The sequence below is a fragment of the Chitinophaga sp. RAB17 genome, from assembly GCF_052114225.1.
GTDB lineage: Bacteria > Bacteroidota > Bacteroidia > Chitinophagales > Chitinophagaceae > Chitinophaga.
Map to the genome: position 1 here is coordinate 728842 of NZ_JBFREI010000002.1, position 24557 is coordinate 753398.

The 24557-nt window shown below is 45.2% G+C and carries 18 protein-coding genes; 13 read left to right on the forward strand and 5 right to left on the reverse strand.

All coding sequences use genetic code 11. The features are described from left to right. Window positions 1-112: 112 nt before the first annotated feature. Window positions 113-643 carry a DinB family protein gene (locus AB4Z08_RS09040; protein WP_441573401.1) on the forward strand — a complete coding sequence of 177 codons (531 nt, stop codon included), beginning with the start codon at window positions 113-115 and terminating at the stop codon, window positions 641-643. Between the two features lie 53 nt (window positions 644-696). On the opposite strand, the gene AB4Z08_RS09045 is transcribed toward AB4Z08_RS09040, so the two are convergent. Together AB4Z08_RS09045 and AB4Z08_RS09050 are read right to left on the reverse strand one after the other, a co-directional pair. Further along, window positions 697-1437, reverse strand: a complete 741-nt coding sequence (locus tag AB4Z08_RS09045) for an SDR family NAD(P)-dependent oxidoreductase (RefSeq protein WP_441573402.1) — start codon at window positions 1435-1437, stop codon at window positions 697-699. An 85-nt stretch (window positions 1438-1522) separates the two neighbouring features. After that, window positions 1523-2065, reverse strand: a complete 543-nt coding sequence (locus AB4Z08_RS09050) for a DinB family protein (protein WP_441573403.1) — start codon at window positions 2063-2065, stop codon at window positions 1523-1525. A gap of 145 nt (window positions 2066-2210) precedes the next feature. Between AB4Z08_RS09050 and AB4Z08_RS09055 the strand changes: the two genes are divergently transcribed. Then, a complete protein-coding gene (locus tag AB4Z08_RS09055) occupies window positions 2211-4457 on the forward strand; it encodes an alpha-L-rhamnosidase N-terminal domain-containing protein (RefSeq protein WP_441573404.1) in 2247 nt (748 codons plus the stop codon). Window positions 4458-4644: 187 nt separating this feature from the next. On the opposite strand, the gene AB4Z08_RS09060 is transcribed toward AB4Z08_RS09055, so the two are convergent. Next, window positions 4645-5019, reverse strand: a complete 375-nt coding sequence (locus AB4Z08_RS09060; protein WP_441573405.1) for a transmembrane 220 family protein — start codon at window positions 5017-5019, stop codon at window positions 4645-4647. 723 nt (window positions 5020-5742) lie between these two features. On the opposite strand from AB4Z08_RS09060, the gene AB4Z08_RS09065 reads away from it, so the two are divergent. From AB4Z08_RS09065 to eboC, 6 genes are all read left to right on the forward strand, one after another. Beyond that, the gene (locus tag AB4Z08_RS09065) at window positions 5743-8979 is read left to right on the forward strand and encodes a SusC/RagA family TonB-linked outer membrane protein (protein ID WP_441573406.1); all 3237 of its coding nucleotides are present in this window, start codon (window positions 5743-5745) and stop codon (window positions 8977-8979) included. 32 nt (window positions 8980-9011) lie between these two features. Continuing rightward, window positions 9012-10790, forward strand: coding sequence for a RagB/SusD family nutrient uptake outer membrane protein (locus AB4Z08_RS09070; RefSeq protein ID WP_441573407.1), 1779 nt, complete (start codon window positions 9012-9014; stop codon window positions 10788-10790). 111 nt (window positions 10791-10901) lie between these two features. Next, window positions 10902-12434, forward strand: a complete 1533-nt coding sequence (locus AB4Z08_RS09075; protein ID WP_441573408.1) for an FG-GAP repeat domain-containing protein — start codon at window positions 10902-10904, stop codon at window positions 12432-12434. A 437-nt stretch (window positions 12435-12871) separates the two neighbouring features. Beyond that, window positions 12872-13765, forward strand: a complete 894-nt coding sequence (locus AB4Z08_RS09080; protein WP_441573409.1) for an EboA domain-containing protein — start codon at window positions 12872-12874, stop codon at window positions 13763-13765. Between the two features lie 20 nt (window positions 13766-13785). Further along, window positions 13786-14772: a TatD family hydrolase gene (locus AB4Z08_RS09085; RefSeq protein WP_441573410.1), complete on the forward strand. Its 987-nt coding sequence runs from the start codon at window positions 13786-13788 to the stop codon at window positions 14770-14772. 54 nt (window positions 14773-14826) lie between these two features. Beyond that, window positions 14827-15747, forward strand: a complete 921-nt coding sequence (gene eboC / locus AB4Z08_RS09090; protein WP_441573411.1) for a UbiA-like protein EboC — start codon at window positions 14827-14829, stop codon at window positions 15745-15747. Between the two features lie 125 nt (window positions 15748-15872). On the opposite strand, the gene AB4Z08_RS09095 is transcribed toward eboC, so the two are convergent. Continuing rightward, the gene (locus AB4Z08_RS09095) at window positions 15873-16511 is read right to left on the reverse strand and encodes a response regulator (protein ID WP_441573412.1); all 639 of its coding nucleotides are present in this window, start codon (window positions 16509-16511) and stop codon (window positions 15873-15875) included. An 11-nt stretch (window positions 16512-16522) separates the two neighbouring features. Next, entirely contained in the window at window positions 16523-17566 is a 1044-nt protein-coding gene (locus tag AB4Z08_RS09100; RefSeq protein WP_441573413.1) for a sensor histidine kinase, read from the reverse strand. Between the two features lie 598 nt (window positions 17567-18164). Here AB4Z08_RS09100 and AB4Z08_RS09105 point away from each other — a divergent pair. The 5 genes from AB4Z08_RS09105 to AB4Z08_RS09125 all read left to right on the forward strand — a co-directional run bounded on the left by AB4Z08_RS09105 (window position 18165) and on the right by AB4Z08_RS09125 (window position 24288). Then, window positions 18165-19319 carry a 3-dehydroquinate synthase gene (locus AB4Z08_RS09105; protein WP_441573414.1) on the forward strand — a complete coding sequence of 385 codons (1155 nt, stop codon included), beginning with the start codon at window positions 18165-18167 and terminating at the stop codon, window positions 19317-19319. Next, window positions 19319-20542, forward strand: coding sequence for a metabolite traffic protein EboE (gene eboE, locus AB4Z08_RS09110; RefSeq protein WP_441573415.1), 1224 nt, complete (start codon window positions 19319-19321; stop codon window positions 20540-20542). Before AB4Z08_RS09105 ends, eboE begins: the two co-directional genes overlap by 1 nt. Window positions 20543-20702: 160 nt before the next feature. Further along, the gene (locus tag AB4Z08_RS09115; protein WP_441573416.1) at window positions 20703-22070 is read left to right on the forward strand and encodes an alkaline phosphatase family protein; all 1368 of its coding nucleotides are present in this window, start codon (window positions 20703-20705) and stop codon (window positions 22068-22070) included. 5 nt (window positions 22071-22075) lie between these two features. Beyond that, on the forward strand, window positions 22076-22681 hold the full coding sequence (locus tag AB4Z08_RS09120; protein WP_441573417.1) for a DUF6992 family protein: 606 nt from the start codon (window positions 22076-22078) through the stop codon (window positions 22679-22681). Between the two features lie 269 nt (window positions 22682-22950). Next, window positions 22951-24288 (forward strand): Gfo/Idh/MocA family protein, encoded by a 1338-nt coding sequence (locus AB4Z08_RS09125; RefSeq protein ID WP_441573418.1) that lies wholly within the window; start codon window positions 22951-22953, stop codon window positions 24286-24288. Window positions 24289-24557: the final 269 nt, after the last annotated feature.

The window sequence follows — 24557 nt, forward strand, 5'->3', positions numbered from 1 at the left end:
GCACAAAGTGAAATAATTTTCTTTTCGGGGAGGCGAAAAATATTTCAAAACCCTCCTGACATAGGGCTGTCACATACCGGTTGTTTCTTTGTATTATAAAACAACAACGACTATGATACACACTGCTACCAACGTTTCCCGTACTTCTCTGTCAGGCATGGCAAATGCCAATATTGCCTGGAATAGCTGGGCCAACACCACTATGCTGGATTGGCTGGGAACAAAGGCGCCGGAGTTACTGGATATAGAAGTTGCCTCAAGTTTTTCTTCTGTCCGCAAAACGCTCCGCCATATCTGGAACGTGCAGGACTGGTGGATGGCTGCCCTGTTGGGAGAGGAACCTGCCTTCACCTTTGGAGAAGTGTATACCGGTAGTGTGGAGGAGACGATAGAAGGATTGAGGATATCATCCGTACGCCTGGTTGACTATTGTGAATCTTTGTCTGAAGAGGAATGGACCGCTACGGGAAAAGTAGCGATTCCTTTTACAGGTGATTTCGACATTCCCCGTTTTGAAATGATACAGCATGTAGCTAATCACAGCGCTTACCATCGTGGACAGGTGGTGACTATTGGTCGTCATGCAGGGATAACAGATGCGCCGATGACAGATTATATGTACTGGCACCTGCTCGCCAGATAAATAGAAAAGGGGGCTCCAAAGGCCCCCTTTTCCATACTGAATATTTGTAGAATTTAACTGTTCAACCCACCATCAATGGTCAGTGCAGAACCGTTGATATAACCACTTTCCGGTCCTGCCAGGAAGCTCACCAGGTCAGCTACATCGGTAGCCTGGCCATAATGGCCCAGGGCAATGTGCTGCCGTTGAAAATCAGCATGCGGACCATCCGCCGGATTCATGTCGGTATCTACCGGACCAGGTTGTACCAGGTTGGTGGTGATGCCACGATTGCCAAGGTCACGTGCCAGCCCCTTGTTAAAAGCGGTGAGAGCTGATTTACTCATGCTGTAGAGTGTACCATGCGGACCTACCACGCGGTCCGCCATGCAGCTGCCAATAGTGATCACCCGGCCGCCACTGCTCATATGGTTGAGGGCTGCCTGTGTGCCCACAAATACTGCCCGGGTATTTACTGCCATAGTGTGTTCATAATCTTCCAGGGTATATTCTGAAAATGGTTTCATTACAGCTGTACCTGCATTATTAACCAGTATATCTATGCGACCATGTGCATTTACGGTATGATCTACTGCAGCAATGACCGCTTTCGGGTCTGCACTGTCGGCTGCTACAGCAGATGCCCGCTGTCCCTTTGCTGTTAATTCTTCCACCAGGGCAGTAGCCTGGGAGGCGCCTTTTACATAGGTAAATACTACTGTAGCACCTTCTCCTGCTAAACGTTTCACAATGGCAGCACCCATACCGCGACTTCCTCCTGTAACCAGGGCTATTTTATTTTCCAGACGTTTCATGTGTAATGATTTTATGTCTGCAAAGCTAGACCGCGCTACTGGCTTAAAGAAGAGGTGTGCTAATTGTTAACTACTAACCTCTATGTTAGTTATGCGCTGGTGAATACTCCGGAGGATCCTGCAGGTACCGCTGACGGATAATATCCAGATGATGCAGCTGGTGTCCTACGGTGGTAAATCCCAGGGCTAATACCGACATCTCTGTTTTCCAGCTCATACCCGTTCTGGACAAGGTTGTATCGGAATACCCATTGAATTGTGCAATAGTGGCTGTACGTAGGGTGATTAGCTCCGCCAGTACATCTGCCAGGCTGCGGTCATCTACTTCCGCATTGTCGGCATAAACGTCCTGGTCCATGCTGGGGGCCATTTGCGGGTCCTTACGGGCAAACATCATGGCGCGATAGGTGAAGACCCGTTCCGTGTCTGTAATATGTTGAAATACATTTTTCAAGGTCCATTTGCCGGGTGCATATGCATAGTCCGCCAAAGGTTCCAGTTGTACAATATCTAACGACTGCAGGGTCTGTAAAGACGCTGCCAGCGCAGTGTTCAGGTCTGTATCCGGTACAAGGCTAATGTAACGGGTATAATATCCCGGGTCAATTTGGATATCACTTTTTTTCATGTGGTGAGTTTAAGGGAGATGAATATACGAACATTTTCTTTCCGCAATCCGGCCACTAAAGACAGGTATGCGATCTTATTATAATATTTAATATATTTGTAAATAACATATCCTGACGACCAGTTTTATCTACAACCACCCTTCTATGAAATATCTGCAACGATGTGTACTACTGCCGGCACTCATAGCATTGAGCATGGCCGGGAAAGCACAGCCGCCGAAAAAAGTCTGCACAGTACCACAGCAATGGGATGCACGGTGGATCAGCGATGGGACAGCCGCACCGGCAGCATTTGGCGTTTACCTTTTCCGCAAACAATTTGAGCTGCTGAATTATTCAGGTTCGTTTATTATTCACATTTCTGCGGATAACCGTTACCGTTTGTATGTGAATGGTCACCAGGTGGGGATGGGACCCGCCCGCGGCGACCTCTCCAACTGGTACTACGAAACAATAGATATCAGTCCCTATCTGAAATATGGCAAAAACGTACTCGCTGCTGAAGTGGTGAATTACGGGAGCAGCAAGCCCCGCGGACAGCTGACCCTTGCTACGGGATTGCTCATACAAGGACACACCCCCCGCGAAGCCGCTATTGTCAATACCGGAACTACCCCCTGGCAGGTAATGGAAGATGACGCTTTTCAGGCGCTACCCGTAAAAACGAACGATGGTACTTTCTACGGCGCTTATGCCGGCGATAGTATCACCGCACAATATCATCCCTGGGGCTGGGAACAAACTACTTTTAAAGATACCTGCTGGGAAACAGCGGTAGCTACCGCTGGCGTGGCGTTACGAGGCAGTAGTGCCAACGACTGGCGCTTGCTGTCGCCAAGGCCCATCAGTCAGCTTAGCCAGGAACGACAGCATTTCAAGACGGTTCTTTTATCGCAGGGCACCGCTGTAGATGCCGCATTTTTGAAAGGAACGGCGCCTATAACGATACCGGCTAAACGAAAAATAAGGTTACAGCTCGACTGCGGAGAGCAAACAACTGGTTTCCCTGAAATGCTGATCAGCGGCGGGCTGGGAGCCAACATAAAAATTACCTACCTGGCGGGGTACGACACAAAAAGCATCGTGCAGGATGTCATCTGTCCGGATGGTGGTGCCCGCCGGAAATTCACCACTACGGGCTATCGTACCTTCCGTTATGCACAGGTGGATATAGAAACAGATAAAGCACCACTTACCCTGCTGGACTACTATAACGTATATACGCAGTCTTTGCTGGATGACAAAGCTGCATTCACGGCAAATGCCGAAGCCGATTCGCTGTGGAATAATGGCAAACGCGCTGCACTACTGGGCGCCCAGGATAACTTGTACAACGATCCCTGTAAGGAACAGCTACAATATATACAGGATGCCCATATACAGGGACTGGCCATTGCATTTTTTTCCGGAGATGACGGACTGCTGAGAAATGCACTGATACAGGCCGACCAGTCACGCATTCCGGAAGGCCTGATCCGCTCCCGCTACCCGTCAGACGACCGCCTTTTAAATATTACAGACGCCCTGACCTGGATCGGCACCTTGCAGGATTACCTCTTGTATAAAGGAGATAAAACACTGGCAAAACAATTGTTTCCCGGAGTACGAAGTATCCTCGACTGGGTAGATCGTTACCAGGACCCGGTTACGGGCTTACCAGGAGATATGCCTTACAGAGATAGTCTCGCTCTGGCCCCCCTGTCAGGTCAGTACCTGTATGCGCTCCGGCAGGCAGCGACCATCGCCGGTTATTGTGATAAACCTGCCGACTCCCTGTCATGGACCCGTACGGCAGATAAACTGCGGGAGGTATTGTATCAGCAGTGTTTTGATGGAGAAAAAGGATTGTATGGAGAAACACCTGCCAGGAAATCGTTTTCCCGTTACACCAACGCGATGGCAGTACTGGCACAGGCAGTGCCGCCGCGGCAGGTGAAAAGCATCATGCAACGTTTGCTAAATGAAAAGCCATCTCCGGAAGAATCCTTTCGTGAAAAGTACTACATCTTTAAGGCGATGCAGGAAACGGGTGTAACGGGCACTTTTGGAGCAGAGCTGCAGCAATTATCCGCTTTGAAAGAACAAAACAGCGCTGCCATGTATCAGTCAGCTGCTGCGCTCGCAAACCTCTTCCTCCTGGGCATTACCGCAGGCATTCAATCCACTTCACCTGACTTCAGAACCGTGTTGATAGCGCCGGATCCGGGAGTCTCACCTCATGTGAAAGCAGCGATGGTACATCCGGATGGCGAACTCATGGAAGTAGACCTATCTTTCATAAATAATCGTGTAACCGGTACCGTTAAGCTGCCTTTTGGCGTAACCGGGCGGTTCCGCTGGAGAGGTAAGGAAGTAACGCTAAATGGAGGGCCTCAGAAGATCAGTATGTAATGTGGCTTTTTGTCTTACCTCGGATTATACTGATTACAATGATTCTTGGGTTATGATTTAAAAGGATAAGGGAAGATATAAGCGGATAAATTCGCCTATATCTTCCCTTATCCTTTTAAATCTTTCAAAATCAAAAAAGCAAAATCGGGTAAATCATCAAAATCAGTATAATCCTGGTAAAGACAGCCTACGCTTTTTTCCGCTTGCTGTAAAAATAGTTAATCCCCAATGCGCCAATACAGATAAATAGCCCAAAAAATTCCCGGGTCTCTTCAATCCAGGGTTTGGCCGCCTTCATGGTTTCTGCAAGGTTCTCCGCATTGTGTTTGGTAAACCAGTCTTCCACGCCGTTCTGATCAAAAAATTTATAGATAGCATACGCCAGGTACACCGCTATGCCGGCCAGATACCATTTCGGATAGAAGCGGTGACGGGCCGCCAGCCCGCAAAGCGCCGCGGAATAAAGATAGATAGGCATCCATACGTACGGATCGGGATCATTGTACTGTAAGCCCGCAAACACGACAAACATCAGGCAAAAGACAATATTCAATATTTTCATGACACAACAATTAGGGCTTAAACATACATAAAACTATTTCAAAAGCATATTCCTTATATTATTTTATCCCTATAGTGTGGAATAGTGGAATGACAGCCTGCAAATTTGGCACTTTTGAAGAAAATGTTAAAAGAGCATTTGTCTGGGCTAAAATATTGTTATATATTCGAAATCAATAGCACAATTCCACGTGAGAACCAAAATCTGAGTTTGAAAATGTTTGTTACAAGCAACAAAGTTTCTCACACCATTAATTGATTCGAATACATATCCGTAAACAATTAAACTATGAGCTGATATGATTTAATCATCATCTGATCCAGGCACAATTAGTTAGTCTTCTTATTCATTTTCAATCGTTATATTTTAACTGTTGTGCGGACACTTATTTCTTATTCTCACTGTGTAGCGCATCTTGCACAGTCGATGGGTAACTAATACTTTACATACCGGCTGTATAATTAACCTGATATGAGTACATCATAACGGGGCTGGGGTTTTATGTTTTATACCAGCTGTATAAATTAACCTGCTATGACCACATCATAACGGGCCTGAAATTCCTATGCTTAATATACTGGCTGTATAAATGAACCTGCTGTGAACACTTCATAGCGGGGCAGGAGTTCGTATGCAATGTCGTATCTGTACAACAACGGAAATATGCACACAGGTACCCTTTTTTTAAACAATTTTTCTTAAACGTTACGCTTAAATCACGTTATGAAAAAGAAACTCTACCAGGCCATCGCCATGCTATGTGGCATCCTGTTGCTGTTGGCCGGCAGCAACGTTTACGCACAAACGAAAGTTACGGGAAAAGTGTCTGACAAGGCCTCAGGCAATGCCCTCCCCGGTGTTACAGTGTCTATAAAAGGTACCAACCGCGGTACTGCTACAGATCCCACCGGAAACTTTTCCCTGCAGGCAAAATCAGGAGAAACACTCATCTTTTCTTTTGTCGGGTATGACCCACAGGAAGTAGTGGTCGGCTCCGGCCCGCTGAATGTTGCACTCAGTGAAAAAGTAGGATCACTGGAAGAAGTAGTCGTAACTGGCTATGCCAGCCAGAAAAAGAAAGACCTTACCGGATCGGTATCCATTGTAAAAGTGGAAAATCTGACCAAACAGCCTACCTCGCAAATCGCCAATCAACTACAAGGACAGGTATCCGGTGTTACCATTCTCGGTTCCGGGCAGCCGGGACAGGAGCCGCAGGTAAAGATCCGCGGCGTTAATACCTTTGGAAACAATACCCCATTGTATGTGGTGGATGGTGTACCTATTTCCAATCTAACGGATGTAAATCCCAATGATGTACAAACCATGCAGGTATTGAAAGATGCCGGCGCAGCCTCTATCTACGGAGCACGTGCTGCCAACGGCGTAATTATCATAACCACCAAAAGAGGTACCGGTAAAGTAAAAGTTTCTTACGATGGCTATTACGGCACACAACGGCCCAAAGGCGGCAACGTATGGAATATCCTGAGCCCACAGGAACAGGCCAACCTCAAATGGATGGCTATTGCCAACACTACGCCTAATCCTACCTATGCGGATGAACAATATGGCTCCGGCGCCACACCGCGTCTGCCGGATTATATCGCACCCGTAGGCGCCATGGAAGGCGATCCCGGAACTGATCCATCTACATATTTTGTAAATCCAAATTACAAGGTGGCAAGTGACGTGGATGGTTTTCACCGCATAGTTAAAGCCAATAAATCAGGTACAGACTGGTTTCATGAAATATTCAAACCGGCGCCCATCACCAGTCATAATATTTCAGTAGCAGGTGGCGGAGATATGGGAAGCTATTTTTTCTCTTTCTACTATTTTAACCAGGAGGGCACATTAAAGAACACTTATAACAAACGTTATGCTGTAAGATCCAATAGCAGCTATAATGTTACTGATCACATACGAGTGGGAGAAAACATTGAATATTCTATTATCAACAATCCGCAGATCGGTGCACTTACCGAAGGTAGTGGTATTGGTATGGCTTTCCGTGAAATGCCCATTATCCCTGTGTACGATATCAAAGGCAATTATGCCGGTAGCTTCGGTAAGGGCTTGGGTAATGCGCGTAACCCGATGGCTATCCAGGATCGTTTCGGTACCACCAAAACATTAGCCAGCCGCTTATTGGGTAATGTTTATGCAGAGGGTGATATCTTCAACCACATCACTCTCCGTACCAGTTTCGGTGGTGAAATTTATTCCTTCAATAATCACAGTTTTACACTCCCTGAATATGAGAATGCAGAAAATAATAAAGTAAACTCATATACAGAAAATGCCGGAAGCGGTTATGACTGGACCTGGACGAATACCCTGAGTTATCATCAGAATTTCAATCAGGCACATGATGTGAAAGTATTGGTGGGTACGGAAGCATTTAATAATCAGGGACGTATTGTAGGTGGAACTTCTCTGAACTATTTTACATTTGATCCTAACTTTACCAATCTGAGCACGGGTACCGGTACACCTACCAACTACAGCAACAGCTTCACAGATGGCCTGTTTTCGCTGTTTGCAAGAGTGGATTATACTTTTAAAGATCGCTACCTCATTGGTGCATTGATCCGCCGGGACGGTTCTTCCCGTTTCGGTGCCAACAACAGATATGGTAACTTCCCCGCGATAAGTGGTGCATGGCGTATTTCCCAGGAAGAGTTCATGAAACATGTCAGCTGGATCTCGGATCTTAAGATCAGAGGAGGCTACGGTATTATGGGTAATCAGATCAATGTGGATCCGGGTAACGCTTTTACTGCTTACGGATTTGAAAGAGGAAATTCATTTTATGACCTGAAAGGAGCTGGAAATATTATCCAGCAAGGATTCTATCGTAGTAGAATCGGTAACCCCGATGCAAAATGGGAAAGTAACATCAACACCAATATTGGTATTGATGCAACATTGTTCAAAGGCGCGCTGGAAATAACGGCAGACTACTATCGCAAAGATGTAAAAGATTTGCTCTATAATCCTGAATTACCCGGTGTTTATGGAATAGCTGCTTCTCCCTCTGTAAATATCGCACAAATGAAAAATAAGGGATTTGATTTCTCAGCTACCGCAAAATTAAATCTTTCCAAAGACCTTAAACTGGACCTGAATGGTAACTTAACCACCTACCATAATGAGATCATAAAGATATCAGATGCAGCGCCTTATTTTGATCAGGAGCAGCGCCGGTTTAATGGTACTTTCATTATCCGAAATGCCGTTGGCCATTCTATCAGTGAATTCTATGGTTATAAGGTAGACGGATTCTGGAACAGCCAGTCTGAAATAAATGACGCCAATGCAGCTGCTCAAAAACAATTTAATGATAATTCTATTGTGTATCAGACAGATACAAAACCTGGCCGTTTCCGATATGCAGACGTTAACGGCGATGGCAGGATCACGGAAGCAGATCGTACCTACCTGGGTAACCCCAATCCTAAATTTTCCTATGGTCTGAATATAGGACTTACCTATAAGAACTGGGATTTCAGCTTATTCCTGTATGGTGTGCAGGGAAATAAGATCTGGAATCAGGTAAAATGGTGGACGGACTTCTATCCTTCTTTTGAAGGGGCGAAGAGTAAAACAGCCCTGTATGATTCCTGGCTGCCAACCCGCCAGAACGCGAAGGCGCCTATCCAGGAAACTTCACCGTCTTTTAGTACTTCCAATGTACCTAACTCATATTTTGTTGAAAACGGTTCTTACTTGCGCGCAAAAAATATCATGCTGGGTTATACTATACCAGGCACTGTATTAAGAAGAGTCGGCATAACAAAGTTCAGGGTATATGCACAGGCAGCAAACCTGTTTACAATTACGAAATACTCCGGTATTGATCCTGAAGTTACCGGTGGTACCAGCAATTTTGGTGTGGATGAAGGAGCCTATCCTAATCAGCGTCAATACCTGCTTGGTGTGAATGTTACCTTCTGATAATTTTTTTCTGAAAAGCAAAATTGAGAAAAATGAAAACATTACGATATTTAAGTGTCATGCTTGCCCTGGTAACAGTAGGAATAAGTGCTTGTAAAAAGAGCTTCCTGGAAAGGGCACCTATCGGATCACTCAGTGATGAAATAGTGGCTAATAAAGATGGTATAAATTATTTGCTGGTGGGTGCATATGCGGCCCTTGATGGCCAGCAAACAGCCCAGGCGGCCCTTGGTGGTGGCGGGCCATGGGAAGCCTCTCCTACCAACTGGATCTATGGCAGCGTTGCTGGTGGCGATTCGCATAAAGGTAGCTTCAGCGGTGACCAGCCAGGTATTGATCCTATCGCGAAATTTACAGTCGATGCCAGTAACGGCTTTTTTAACACCAAATGGAGAGCTGTTTATGAAGGGGTAACCCGTACCAATACCGTCCTGGAAAAATTGCGGAAGGCAACGGACATGACCGCCGCTGAAAAAACACAGGTAGAAGCAGAAGCTCGTTTCCTGCGCGGTCACTACTATTTCGAGCTGAAAAAAATGTTCAATAAAGTACCTTATATCTCCGACACAACGCTAAACCCTCGTGTCAAAAATGATAAAGATATCTGGCCTTTTATTGAAGCTGATTTAAAATTTTCGGCAGATAACCTGCCTGCCACTCAAAGCGATGTGGCACGCGCAAATAAGTGGGCTGCACAGATCTACCTGGCCAAAGCCTACCTCTATCAGAAAAAATATACCGAAGCAATGCCATTATTTGATCAGGCCATTGCTTCAGGGGTTACTTCCAACGGTATTAAGTATAAATTGACCGATGCGTTTGAGGATAACTTTGATGCTGCCAGGAAGAATAATTCCGAATCAGTATTTGCCATTCAGATGGACGCCAACGATGGTACCAACACCATTGCCAATGCTAATCAGGGAGAAATGTTGAACTTTCCGTACAATAGCCCTTTTGGATGTTGCGGATTTTATCAGCCTACACAGGATCTGGTAAATTCTTACCGTACGGATCCCGCTACCGGCTTGCCTAACCTGGACACTTATAATACAACCCCGGTGAAAAATGACCAGGGAATTTTATCTTCTACTCCTTTTACACCCGAAACAGGTTCGCTGGACCCTCGTCTCGACTGGACCGTTGGCCGCCGTGGGATCCCTTATCACGACTGGGGAAATCACCCGGGTGCAAGCTGGATAAGAGATCAGGCTTATGCAGGTCCTTATGCTCCTAAGAAAATGGTGTACTGGCAGTTTAACCAGGATAAATACAAGGACGCACACTCCTGGGCACCAGGATCAGCTATTAATGTACTGTTGATCCGTTTCGCCGATGTAATACTGATGGCTGCTGAATGTCATGCCCAAAATGGCGATCTGCCAGGCGCTACGGCATTGGTGAACCAGATCCGCGATAGAATTATCAACCATCCTGAAAACTGGTTGCACAAATATCTGGATGATGCAAAACCTTTACTTGGCTTTGATCCCGCCAAAATGGCCGCCAATTATAAAATAGGTAGATATACCACCACTTTTGCCAGTAAGGATTTCGCTTTGAAAGCGATCTATTTTGAACGCAAATTGGAATTGGCTACAGAAGGCCACCGCTTTTTCGACCTGGTACGCTGGGGCATTGCTGATACTGCACTGAATGCCTTCATTACCTATGAATCAGGTATCACGAACGACTTGAAAGGGGGACATTTTACAAAAGGGAAGAATGAATATTTCCCTATCCCGCAACGCCAGATTGACCTGACCATTGTAGGAGGACAAAGAGTATTGGACCAGAACCCCAACTATTAATAAGCAGCTTGAACTTTCCATAAAAACGAATGCAGCGGATCATTTCGCTGCATTCGTTTTTTGCGCGAACTTTTTTAGTACTTTACAATGCCCGTTAAAATTATTTTACTGATGACCGATCAACCAAGAATGAAACGATATTGTCTGACGTTGTTATTTACAATCACTTCCTGCATCATTATCAACAGCAGTTGCCATACACCCACTAAAGAAGAAGCCGGAAAAGCACTGGCAGACAAATATTGTTCCAGCTGTCATTTATCGGTGTCACCTGCTTTGCTCGACAAAGATACCTGGGCAAACCACGTATTGCCTGCTATGGCGCCCAAATTAGGCATCAAAGTGTGGAGCGGAAGCAAATACTACCCGCCAATGCCGGGCGATAAACCGGCCCTTATTTCTATTAAAGAATGGACAGAGCTGGTAGAGTACTATCAACGCACTGCCCCGGAAAAATTAACGCCAGCCAAACCTCCTGTTCCTTTACAGCACGATTGGGCCGTTTTTTCGCTGAAATTACCGGCGCTGAAAGACAGCCATTTGGTGGCGGCTACAACCATGGTGTCGTTTCTGCCCACTGGTGGCCTGCTGACAAGCGATGCAGATAATACCCTGACAAAATGGGATACGGCACTGACGGCAGTAAATACACGAAACCTACCCTCTCCTGCTACAGACGTATTATACACAAAAGACACTGCCGGCAGAACGCAGACGATCCTGACAGAAATAGGAAACATGCGCGCTTTGGATGTGCCCGCTGGAATTATTACCAGTATTAATCCCGATGATCCGCAAGGTAAACAGGCCGACATCATGCCTTTCCTGAAACGTCCGGTACAAACTTTATCTGCAGATTTTGACAAAGACGGGCTGGAAGATTTGCTGGTATGTGCATTTGGGCATAATCAGGGTGGCCTATACTGGCTGAAACAATTGCCGGACCATCACTGGAAACAGCTACCTATATGGGAGGTGCCGGGTGCCATTCATGCGGAAACGGGTGATTTTAACCATGACGGCTATACGGACATTATGGTTTTGTTTGCTGCTGGTGACGAAGGCATCTGGTTATTTGAAAATGACAAAAAAGGCAGCTTTATATCAAAGAATCTCCTGAGATTTCCGCCACTCAACGGGTCTACCAGTTTTCAACTAATGGATTTTAATGGAGATGGACAACTTGATATACTATATACCTGTGGAGATAACATGGATTTTTCTATGGTGCTTAAACCTTACCACGGTTTATACGTCTATGTAAATGAAGGAGATAATAAATACAGGCTAGCCTGGAACTATCCGGTCAATGGATGTACTAAAGCTGTAGCAGGAGATTTTAATCAGGATGGTAAACCAGATATCGCTGCCATAGCCTTTTTCGCGGATTTTCAACATAATCCATCGGAGAAATTTATTTTTTTTGAAGGAGGCAAAACACCACTTACATTTACACCACATGCACCACCCATTGAAAAAGAAGGCCGGTGGATTTGTATGGATGTAAAGGATTATGATCACGATGGTGACCTTGATATAGTACTAGGAAACTATGCGAGAGGATTCATCATACTCGATCATTATAAGCCAGACTGGAAAGAATATCAGCCCTTTATAGTATTACAGAATAATTCGAAGCATTAATTGCAACGTAAAAATGGTTTGTTTATTTGGAATGAAAGCAGAAATATGTATCTTACGGCCGTATTTTATTGCTACATACAATATTGCTTATTGAGATCAGAGGCTAGGGAATAATATTCATATGTTTTTTAGTTAATAATGTACAATCGTTCTTGATCATCGTTTTCCCAACATACACCTTATTGCACTGTGCCTGCCGTCAAAGGCCCGGTGATATGAAGAAATCCTGATGCATAATCAGGTTTTAGAATGGCGGAAGGAGAGGCAGTAATGCCTCTCTTTTATTTTATATACCCATCGCTCAACCGCTCAGGTAAACGGTTTAATATTCTTTTTTTGCCACCTATCATAAAAAAGCAGGCGAATTCTGAAAATCCCATTATTAGGGGTTAATTTTAGTGGGAAATCAGCATTATTATTTTAAACAGGATATATCAGTGGCTGAATATGTATACGATCAGGATAAAGTGAGCACGCTGCTTAGCACGATCATTAAGAACAAGGGTAACGAGAAAGCAAATATCTGGCTGCAGCAACGCCTGCAATTGCAGCAACAATCCGGTGGTATCCCTCAGTTCAATCAAACTTTTACAGCTATTCCACGCTTTACAGGTAAAGAAATCATTACACTTTCACCGTTGGAAAATGAACAGTTGCAACAGCTGTTGCCTTCATTCTTCGTAGAGGGGTGGACGTTAGATCGCCTTGCGCGTGTCTGGTGGCTCCTTCAGCTACCTGTAACGGATAAATCGGTTTACCTGGATACCCTGGAAAAACTGTTTAATACCGCTGAAATGAACGAACTGGCCGCTTTATACAGTGCACTGCCACTGCTCCCATGGCCGGAAGAGTGGATTGCCCGCACCTCCGAAGGGATCAGGTCTAATATCGGTATTGTACAGGAAGCCATCATGCTGCATAATCCCTATCCCGCAAAATATCTCCCGGAACCCGCCTGGAACCAGCTGGTTATGAAGGCGATCTTCACCGATAAACCATTACATCTCATTACAGGTTTGGATGAACGGGCTAACTTGCCGTTGGTAAACATCCTCGTGGATTTTGCCCACGAACGCTGGGCCGCCGGCAGAACCGTGGATCCCATGCAGTGGCGGTTGCTGGTAAATTTTGTAAATGAGGATAATCTGGGAGATGTTACCCGCATCTGGCATTCTCTGAATAGTACTGAAAAAGAAGCTGCTGCACTGGTATGTGCACAAAGTAACTATGCTCCTGCAAAGGAATTACTGGCACAATCGCCCGCATTGCAGGCGGAAATTCAGGACGGTAGTCTTACCTGGAATACACTGGCGCAAAAAATATTAAAATAAAATAATAAAATTGATTTGATATGTGCGGAATTCATGATTTAACAGAAAAAGATCTTCAGCCCCTCACTTATACACCTGCTTTCCTCGATAAAATAAAAGGCATGCGTTTTTTTGATCCGCATGTGCATATGACTGCGCGTACTACCGATGATTACCAGGCAATGGCCGATGCTGGTGTAGTGGCTATTATTGAACCTGCATTCTGGTTAGGACAACCAAGGACCGGGGTAGATACCTTCCGCGATTATTTCAGTAGCCTGCTGGGATGGGAGCGTTTCCGCGCTTCTCAGTTTGGGATTAAACACTATTGCACCATTGGACTCAACTCCAAAGAAGCCAATAATGAAAAACTGGCGGAAGCTGTGATGGAAATACTGCCACAGTTTATTTACAAGGAAGGTGTAGTGGGTGTAGGCGAAATTGGCTTTGATGATCAAACACCTCTGGAAGAAAAATATTATCGTGCTCAGCTGGAGCTGGCCAAGGAAGCGGGTTTACCAGTACAAATCCATACGCCTCACCGCGATAAGAAAAAAGGAACCCAGCGCAGTATGGATATTGCATTGGAGCATGGGCTCGAGCCTCACATGATCATTGTAGATCATAATAACGAGGAAACTGTGAAAGAAGTACTCGATCGTGGCTTCTGGGCTGCATTTACCATCTATCCATTCACCAAAATGGGGAATGAACGCATGGTAGCGGTGGTTAAGCAGTACGGAAGTGAACGTATCATGGTCAACTCCGCTGCAGACTGGGGTATCAGCGATCCGCTGGCTGTTCCTAAAACCGCTGCCTTAATGCACGAAAGTGGTATTGACTTGAATGATATTCATTTGGTAACTTACACCAATGCTGTAAAAGCCTTTGCTCAGAGCGGCCAGATTAATGAAGCAGATTTTGAAATTGCAGGAAATATTGACCAAAGTGAGAAATTCAACGGAAGCTCTGTATTACGTGGAGGACAGCAACCTCGAATTAACAAAAACACGACCATCATCCGGTAAAGGCCTGACAGATTCGTCTCTGCTGGCAATGAACCATGAAAACCTAATTATACGGTGAGTTATATTGCTAGCAAATTGATAGGATACCTGCGCCTGATGCGACCAGCCAATATCGTCACTGCAATAGCAGATATATTGGCGGGCGTAGCTATATCCGGCTATTTCATAAATGTTTCGTTCGACACGCTTACACTGGATTTTACACTGCCCGTAGTTTGTCTTTGCCTGGCCACCATTGGCCTGTACGGCGGTGGCGTAGTATTCAATGATGTATTTGATGCAACACTGGATAGTACTGAACGCCCGGAAAGGCCCATTCCAAGCGGTGTGATATCCAAAACACAGGCCATCATACTCGGTGGTTATTTACTCCTGGTAGGTATACTGGCCGCTTTTTCAGTAGGACGCCTCACCGGTTATTCCGGTTGGCTGGCCATAGGTGTAGCGGCGAGTGCCCTCATATATAATAAATGGGGAAAACATCATCATTTTTTGGGCCCATTTAACATGGGTCTGTGTCGCGGACTTAATCTGCTACTGGGTATCAGCATCGTTCCAGATGCACTGCAAGCCTACTGGTGGATGGGTTTTATTCCCATTCTGTATATTGCTGCCGTTACCAATATCAGCAGAGGAGAAGTACATGGCGGCAGCGTAAAAAGCTTACGTCTCACCGCTATTGGCTATGCTGTAGTATACATTACTATGGGATTGCTCGCCTTTCTCCATCATCGCATCTGGACTGCCCTGCCTTTCATTTTGCTCTTTGCAATAATGATCAATGTACCATTGTTCAAAGCAATGAAAGATCCTTCGGGCCCTAATATAGGAAAAGCCGTAAAAGGAGGCATCATTGCACTTATTGCCATGAACGCCGCCTGGATTGCCGCTTTTGCAACTCTACCATTTGCATTGATTGTACTATTAATGCTGCCAGTATCACTGGTCCTGGGGAAACTTTTCGCAGTAACATGATATAGCTGTTAGCCATTAGCTTTTAGCTGTTAGTGTTTTAAATACAGGCTATACGCTAATGGCTAAAAGCTATATGCTAATGGCTATACGCTAATGACTAAAAGCTAAAAGCTAACGGCTAACAGCTATTCCACTATTCCTCTTTTTATCGCTTCTCTTACTAAGCCGGCTGTATTTTTTACGGCCAGTTTCTGTGTCAGGTTAAGCCGGTGCGTTTCTACAGTACGTAAACTGATAAACAACAGGTTGGCAATCTCCTGGTTGGAATGTTCTTCCGCAATCAGTTTTAAAATTTCCTTTTCCCTGCGGGTAAGCGGAATGTCGTACCCCGACCGCTTTTGGCCAGTAATCATTTCCTGAAGCAATTGATGCTGGATAAGGTCGTCCAGAAATTGTTCCCCTGCATTCACTTTCTCAATAGCATTAACCAGTTTGTCCGGATCGGTATTTTTCAGCAAATAGCCGGTAGCTCCATTGCGCATCATCTGTCTGATGTAGTGTGAATCCATAAACGTACTCAGTGCAATAATTTTAATTGCCGGATGCGTTTTCCTTACCTGCCTGCATAATTCCATACCATCTATTTCCGGCATTTGGATATCGAGCAGCAACACATCTGGTTGTGCGGCCGGCAATGCAGCCATCAGGGTGCCAGGCATATTGCTTTCATACACTACTGAAATATGGGAATAAGGTGCCAGCATGGCTTTTAGTCCGCTGATAACCAACAGGTGGTCATCTGTAATAGCGATTTTGATTTGCATATCATCTGGTATTAAAACGAAGGCTCCATTTTCATCAACTGCATAATGGCAATGTTAAATTCTATGTACACAGTAGTGCCACAGCCTGGCTTAGCAGTCAGGGTGAGGTGTCCGTTTAATGATTTGATTCTTGTATGCAGATTTTTTAATCCCATACCATTTGTACTTTTCGCTACATTTTCAAAACCTACACCATTATCTTCTACTGTAATGCTGAGCAGCTGATCATGCTGCGTTATTTGCACCAGGGCTTCTGTGGCATGTGCATGTTTGATAATATTGTTGATCAGCTCCTGCACTATCCGGTAAACGGAGAGTTCAAAATTTCCCTTGAACCGTTGCATATTACCGGATGTATAGCAACTGATCTCTAATTGAGGGGAGTGGCTTACATTGTTGCAGAAAAATTCCAGTGCTCCCGCCAGACCCATACGCGCCAGTATTTCCGGCATCAGGTTATGGGCGGTTTTACGCACTTCTCCAATCGCCTCATCCAGTATTCCGAGTGCATGATTAAATCCCTTGTCCTGCTGTAGATAAGTACGTTCATATTTGAGTGCGCAGAAATGCATCTTCACCGCTGATAATAAACCGCCTATCCCATCGTGCAGATCTTTCGATAACCGGGTACGTTCCTTTTCCTCTCCCTGCATCATGGCTTCCAGTACCTGCACCGTTTTTTCTATTTCCATCGTCTGTAATTGTTGCTGCTGCAAATGGTGCCGATGTTGTAACTTCTGCCATATTAACAAGGCTGCCACGAGCAATAAGAGTCCTCCTGAAAGGAAAGCACCGATCCGGATATTTTTTTGTTGCAGGAGCAGATCTTTTTGTGTCAGCTGCCATTTTTTAACCGCTAGGTAATGCGCTTTTTTCTCGCTTTGATACTGTATTTCCAGCTGTTGCACATTATTGCGCGGCACATTTCCTACCAGTGAATCATTGAGCGCTTCATAAGCTTTGCGCATCCGCAACATACTATCGGAGGGTTGTGCCGATAAGGACTGCCTGCTACATGAAGCAATACAACAAACAAATACTAATATTCTCAACATCTCTGATACACTTTGACAACCATGGGGTTGCATTGTTAATAATCCAATGTTTATTGGTTAGCATAATAAATAATCCCTGCAGGCGATCGAATAACAATCCCCGGTCAGCTTGGTGCACGACAAATACGCAGCATGCAACAAAAGATGTGAATAACAACCGATGTTACAGGGGGGTACAACATGGGAGTACCATGTTCAGGTTTTTGGTTCAACAAGTTAATTTTTGGGCTGTATAACTGACAGTTATTCTACAGTGGCGTAAAGTTCATTAATTCTGTTTTAATACGCAATAGGGTATGGCGGAACAGCTGCAGGTACCAGGGCTGATATAGAGGTGATGGCGCTGAAACCCTTTGTAGTAAGGCGTTTTCCGATGAATGGTTTAGGTCAGTAGAACTACGCAATTTGTAAAATGACGGTTTGTACTGTTGGCTATCGGGCTAAAAACTGATTTCTTTGCATACCGATAAAAGATTCTACCGGCTAACCCCAAGGAATAGGCTCCGTTCCCGGAGCCTTATTCTTTATGAAAAATCGCATTTTTCTATGTACTTTTAAAAGCTATAGTTTTTTTAAGTCAGACGATGCGGAATAAGCCATGGAATATATTCAACAAAATTTCAATGTAAACTTTTCTTACGGAGTTTTCTTTAGCAGTAATTTATTCGATCCTGCCAATGCATGTTTAGCTTCTTTTCTGGAATCCAAAGCAGAAGAAGCGTATGTTAAAAAGTTACTCGTAATATTAGACGGAGGTGTAGCGGCACACCACCCACAGCTCACACAACAAATCAACACCTATTTCCAGCAGGTGCGCGGTTTTCAGCTGGCCCCGGAAATTGTTACCATTACCGGTGGGGAAAGCGTAAAGAATGATCTGCCATTGCTTTTCAGCCTGGTAGATGCCATCGATAAATATGGTATTGACCGTCATTCTTATGTGATCGGCATCGGCGGAGGTTCTCTGCTGGACCTGGTAGGATTTGCGGCAGCGATTTCCCATCGCGGGGTAAAGCATATCCGCATACCTACTACCGTATTATCACAGAATGATTCGGGTGTAGGCGTAAAAAACGGCGTAAACTACAAGGGGAAGAAAAATTTCCTGGGTTCCTTTGCGCCGCCGGCTGCGGTGTTTAATGACCCCGTATTTTTAACCACGCTGGATTCCCGTGACTGGCGCTCAGGTATGGTAGAAGCGGTGAAAGTGGCCCTCATAAAAGATGCGGCTTTCTTTAACCGGATAGAGGCCAATGCGGTGGCCATGACAGCCGGTGATATGCCTGCTATGCAGGAACTGATTCACCGTTGCGCCGAACTTCATGTACAACATATTGGTGGCGCCGGAGATCCGTTTGAAAGCGGCTCCTCCCGTCCATTGGATTTCGGGCACTGGAGTGCGCATAAGCTGGAGCAACTGACCAATTTCGAATTACGTCATGGGGAAGCAGTATCTATTGGTATTGCGGTTGATAGCGTATATTCGTTCCTGTTAGGTTGGCTGCCGGAATCAGACATGCAGCGCATTCTCACGGTATTAAAAAATATGAAATTGCCCATCTGGCATCCATTGCTGGAAAAGCAGGATGGCAAACCGTCTCCGGTTGTAGTGGGTTTGGAAGAATTCCGTGAACACCTCGGAGGACGCTTAACAATTTCCCTGTTACGTGCTGTCGGTAAAGGAGAAGAAGTACACAAAATGGATCTGGAGCTGCTATACAAAGCAGTGGATATCTGTAAAAATAATCAATAATGAAAACAGCAGCCGGGCATCTTACCTACTGCACAAATATTCATCCAGGCGAAAACTGGGGCGATCATTTTGCGCAGCTGAAAAAATTTATACCTGCTATTAAACAACAGGTATCTCCTGATCAGCCTTTCGGCATAGGCCTGCGCCTGGCCAATACCGCCAGTCTGGAACTGAGTAAGGAAGAGCAATTGAGGGCATTTCAGCAATGGCTGAAGGAAGAAGATTGTTATGTGTTTACCATGAATGGTTTTCCGTACGGCGGCTTTCATAATGTAGTGGTGAAAGACCAGGTACATGCACCCGACTGGACCAGCGCCGATCGGGTAGCCTATACCATTCGCCTGTTTCGTATACTGGCAGCTTTATTGCCTGATGGTATGGAAGGTGGTATTTCTACTAATCCCCTTACCTATAAATTCTGGTGCAATCGTTGTGAAGAAGAGAAAAACTCCTTTACAGAAAGCGCCACTTTAAATATGCTGCTGGTACTGGAGCAACTGGTGCGTATTCACCGTAGTGGCGGACCCTTGATGCACCTTGATGTGGAACCGGAGCCAGATGGACTGATGGAAAATACCAGTGAATATATCAGCTGGTATTTCGAAGAATTATTACCCGCAGGTATTCCGTTTATTAAGGAGAAATTTAACGTAGGAGACCAGGAGGCAGCAGATATCATCAAATCGCATATTCAATTGTGCTATGACGTTTGTCATTTTGCACTGGTATATGAACCGCCACAGCGTGTGCTGGAGCGCCTTCAGCACCATGGCCTGAAAGTAGGTAAGCTACAGATCAGTGCCGCGCTGAAAGCTGACATGCCAACGGATACGGCTGCACGAAAAGAAGTGACCGATGCTTTCCGTAAATTTAATGAGCCGGTATATTTGCACCAGGTAATTGCCAGGAAAAATGATGGCTCCTTTATTCATTATCCTGATCTGCCGGAAGCCCTGGCTGATGAGGATAATCCGGCCGTAACAGAATGGCGTTCCCATTTTCACGTACCGGTATTTCTCGATAAATTCGGAGTATTACAATCTACCCAGGAAGATATTAAACAGGTGTTGGCGTTACAAAAACAACAACCTTTTACATCGCACCTGGAAGTAGAAACATACACCTGGGAGGTGCTACCACCTGAATTAAAACAGGAGATGTCGCTATCTGTTTCCCGGGAACTAAACTGGATTAAAGAACAGCTTTTAGCCATTAGCTTTTAGCTTTTAGCAAAATGCAGCGAAGACAACATTATAAATCATCAACTTCGCTGCATTTTACTAAAAGCTAAAAGCTAACGGCTAAAAGCCAAGGCAACCGCCTCTTGGAATTGTCCATCGGGAATGATAGCTTTATGCCGGAATTGTAACAGCGATTGAATCTATGAGAAAGACAGTAGTAATTGATGTAGTGGGGCTCTCCGCTTCTCTGCTGGAGCACCTGCCTTTTATAAAGGCTTATACGCAACAGCACCACCTGGCTACGGTGAAACCCATGTTACCGGCACTTACCACGTCGGTGCAGAGTACGTATCTTACCGGTCAATGGCCCAGTGAGCATGGAATTGTAGGCAATGGCTGGTACGATAGAACAGATGCGGAAGTAAAGTTCTGGAAACAATCCAACAAACTGGTAGACGCGCCTAAAATATGGGATCGCGCCAGGAAGCTGGATCCTTCCTTTACCTGTTCGCAAATGTGCTGGTGGTATAATATGTATGCCAATGTAGATTACTCTCTCACACCACGTCCCAACTATCTTTCTGATGGCCGTAAAGTACCGGACTGTTATACTTCTCCGGCTACCCTAAGGGATTACCTGACCGAGCAATTGGGGAAGTTTCCCCTGTTTAACTACTGGGGCCCGACAGCGAGCATTAAATCCAGCCAGTGGATAGCTGATGCATCTATTCTCACAGATAAATTATATAATCCTACTCTTACCTTCATCTACCTGCCTCACCTGGATTACTGTTTACAGAAGTTCGGACAGGATCCGGTGCGCAATGCAAAGGAATTAAGCGAAATAGATGCGGTAGTGAAACAGTTAATTACTTACTATCAGCAACAAAATTGTGATCCAATCGTATTGTCTGAATACGGCATCACGAACGTGAATAATCCTATCCACCTGAACAGGATATTGAGACAGGAAGGTCTCCTGGCGCTGCGTGTGGAAAATGGTCTGGAATTGCTCGATGCAGGCGCTTCCAAAGCTTTTGCAGTAGCAGATCACCAGATTGCCCATATTTATATCAACGATCCATCCTGTTATAAAAAAGTACGTACCATCCTGGAAAATGTGCCAGGTGTACAACTGGTGCTGGACAGAGAAGGTAAACGTCAGCATCAATTGCACCACGCCCGTACCGGCGACCTGGTAGCGGTAGCGGATGCCAACAGCTGGTTTACTTATTACTACTGGGTGGATGATGCCAAAGCACCTGACTTTGCGCGTATTGTGGATATCTTCCGTAAACCAGGCTACGACCCGGTGGAAATGTTCATGAATCCTGCAGATCCGCTCATCAAACTGAAGGCTGCCGGCAAGCTCCTGAAAAAGAAACTGGGCTTCCGTTACCTCATGAATGTGATACCGCTGGATGCTACCTTGATTAAAGGCTCCCACGGCCGTCTGGAAGAGAATTCTGATTACCATGCAGTGGTCATCAGCCCTAATCCTGTTTCCAAAACCCAATTGCAGGCAACTGACGTATATGAGGTGATATGGAATCAGTTGACAGGTAAATAACTTGTATGCATAAATATGGTGGTACCCTGATAATCGCGCTGCTATTGGCTGTAAGGCTAATGGCGCAGGATAGTTTGTACCTGGAAAAATTTAACCGGGAACGCATACAAACTACTAAAAACGCTATGATCGTACTGGGAGGTTGGTCTGTTGCCAATATTGCTACAGGATTGATTGCCATGGGGCAAACCAACGGAGAAGCCAAATACTTTCATCAGATGAATGCCATCTGGAATGTAGTGAACCTGGGAATCGCCACCGCCGGTTACCTTGGCAACCGCAAACTCAATCCTGGCAACTATAATATGCAGGGCAGCATTAAAGAACAAAACAAGATAGAAAAGATATACCTGGTAAACGGTGCACTGGACGTTGCTTACATCCTGGGAGGCCTCTATGCCCGGGAATACGGAAAAAACCAAACCGGTAAAGAACAGGACCGCTGGAAAGGCTATGGTACCTCTATTATCCTGCAGGGTGGCTTCCTGTTGTTATATGATGCAGTGAACCTCACGATTCATCATCGTCATGGGAAAGCCCTCTATCAAAAGTTTGATGCCATGCAGGTGACCTTTGCTCCGGGGCGTGTTGCCGCGAGTCTGCGCTTTTAGTAGTTCCAGTGAAGATTGTCTTTCCCAGGATTATACTGATTATACTGATTTTTACTTTTATGATTTTGCAAGATGTGAGCGAAATTATCCGCTGATTTCTTAGCAAATCTTTTTTAATCCTTAAAACAGTATCTGGGAAATCAGTATAATCCTGGGAAAAACAAAATCCGCTTCCTCTCATCAAAATTTCTATAATTCCGGGAATTAATTTTCTACATTCATGCAACCGATTGTTTTTTCGAACAACCAAGAATAAATATCTGTCCGTTATGAAAAGAAGAGATTTTCTGAAAACCGGTAGCATGGCCGGTTTAGGAGCAGGACTCACCATTCTTAATTTTCCTGTTTTCGGGAAAAATGCACCCAGTAATAAACTGGTGCTGGGAGTAATGGGTGTCAACTCCAGGGGAAACTGGCTGGCACAATGCGCGGCTAAGCTGCCTGGTGCTGAAATTGGCTATATCTGCGATGTGGAAGACGGCGCTATTGCAAAGGGACTCAAAGCCGTTGCAGGCGCGCAGGATAGGAAGCCCACTGTTATTAAAGACATCCGCAAATTACTGGAGCGCAAAGATTTTGACGCGCTGATAGTAGCAGCACCAGACCATTGGCATGCACCGGCAGCCATAATGGCTACTGCCGCAGGTAAACACGTTTACGTGGAAAAGCCCTGTGCACACAATCCAGGTGAGGGAGAAATACTGTTAGCGGCCGCGAAAAAATACAATCGCCTTGTGCAAATGGGGAATCAGCGCCGTTCCTGGCCCAACCTTCAACAGGCAGTAAAGGAGGTAAAAGAGCAGCAGGTACTGGGAAAAGTATATTATGGAAGGGGATGGTATGTAAATAACCGGGAACCTATTGGTGTCGGTAAAAAGATCCCGGTGCCGGCTACACTGGATTGGGACTTATGGCAGGGCCCTGCACCACGCCGCGATTACCTGGATAATATTGTGCATTACAACTGGCATTGGCGCTGGAACTGGGGCACCTCTGAAACATGTAATAATGCCACCCATGAACTGGACTGTCTACGTTGGTTTATGGACGTGGAATTCCCTACCAAAGTAACTTCTGCAGGAGGGCGTTACGCTTATCCGAAAGATGATTGGGAAACACCAGATACACAAACCCTCAACTTCGAATTTGAAGGCGGCAAAGCAATTGCCTGGGAAGGCCGCAGCTGCAGCCCTTTTAACCTGGAAGGCAGTGGCCGCGGATTTGCATTGTTCGGTGAAAACGGAAGTCTGTATAATTCAGGTGGCGATAGCTACAAGCTCATCGATCCTAAAGGCAAAGTGATCAAAGAAGTAAAACAGGCAGCCAATCCTAATCAGAGTGTAACCAATACCGTTAGTCCTGCCGGTGAATTCTACGATGCCGTGCATATCAGCAATTTCCTGGAAAGCATTCGTGGTAATGCCTCGCTTAATTCCGAAATCAATATCGGCTACCGCAGCACCCTGCTCTGTTTGCTCGGCAATATCGCACAGCGCTCCGGCCGTATTCTTCATACCGATCCTACCAATGGTCATATCCTCAATGATAAAGAAGCAATGAAAATGTGGGAAAGAGAATATGAAAAAGGCTGGGCTCCCAAAGCATAAATAATGACGGAATTTTGAGTGTCGGTGACTGGAAAGTAAAAGTTGATTTTTGAAAAAATTACTCTTCCTTTCAATTATCGGATCTCAAAATTCCGTATCTTCACATATCTTCAAACCCCTTCTCCTATTACGTTTATAGACTAGCAATAAATATAATATCTTGTTATCTCCCATAACTTTTAGTTATCCATATTATTTGTTCGTGGAATGATGTTAGCCTATTTTTGGTGTACCTGTAATTTTTTATAACCAACCACACCAACCACGAA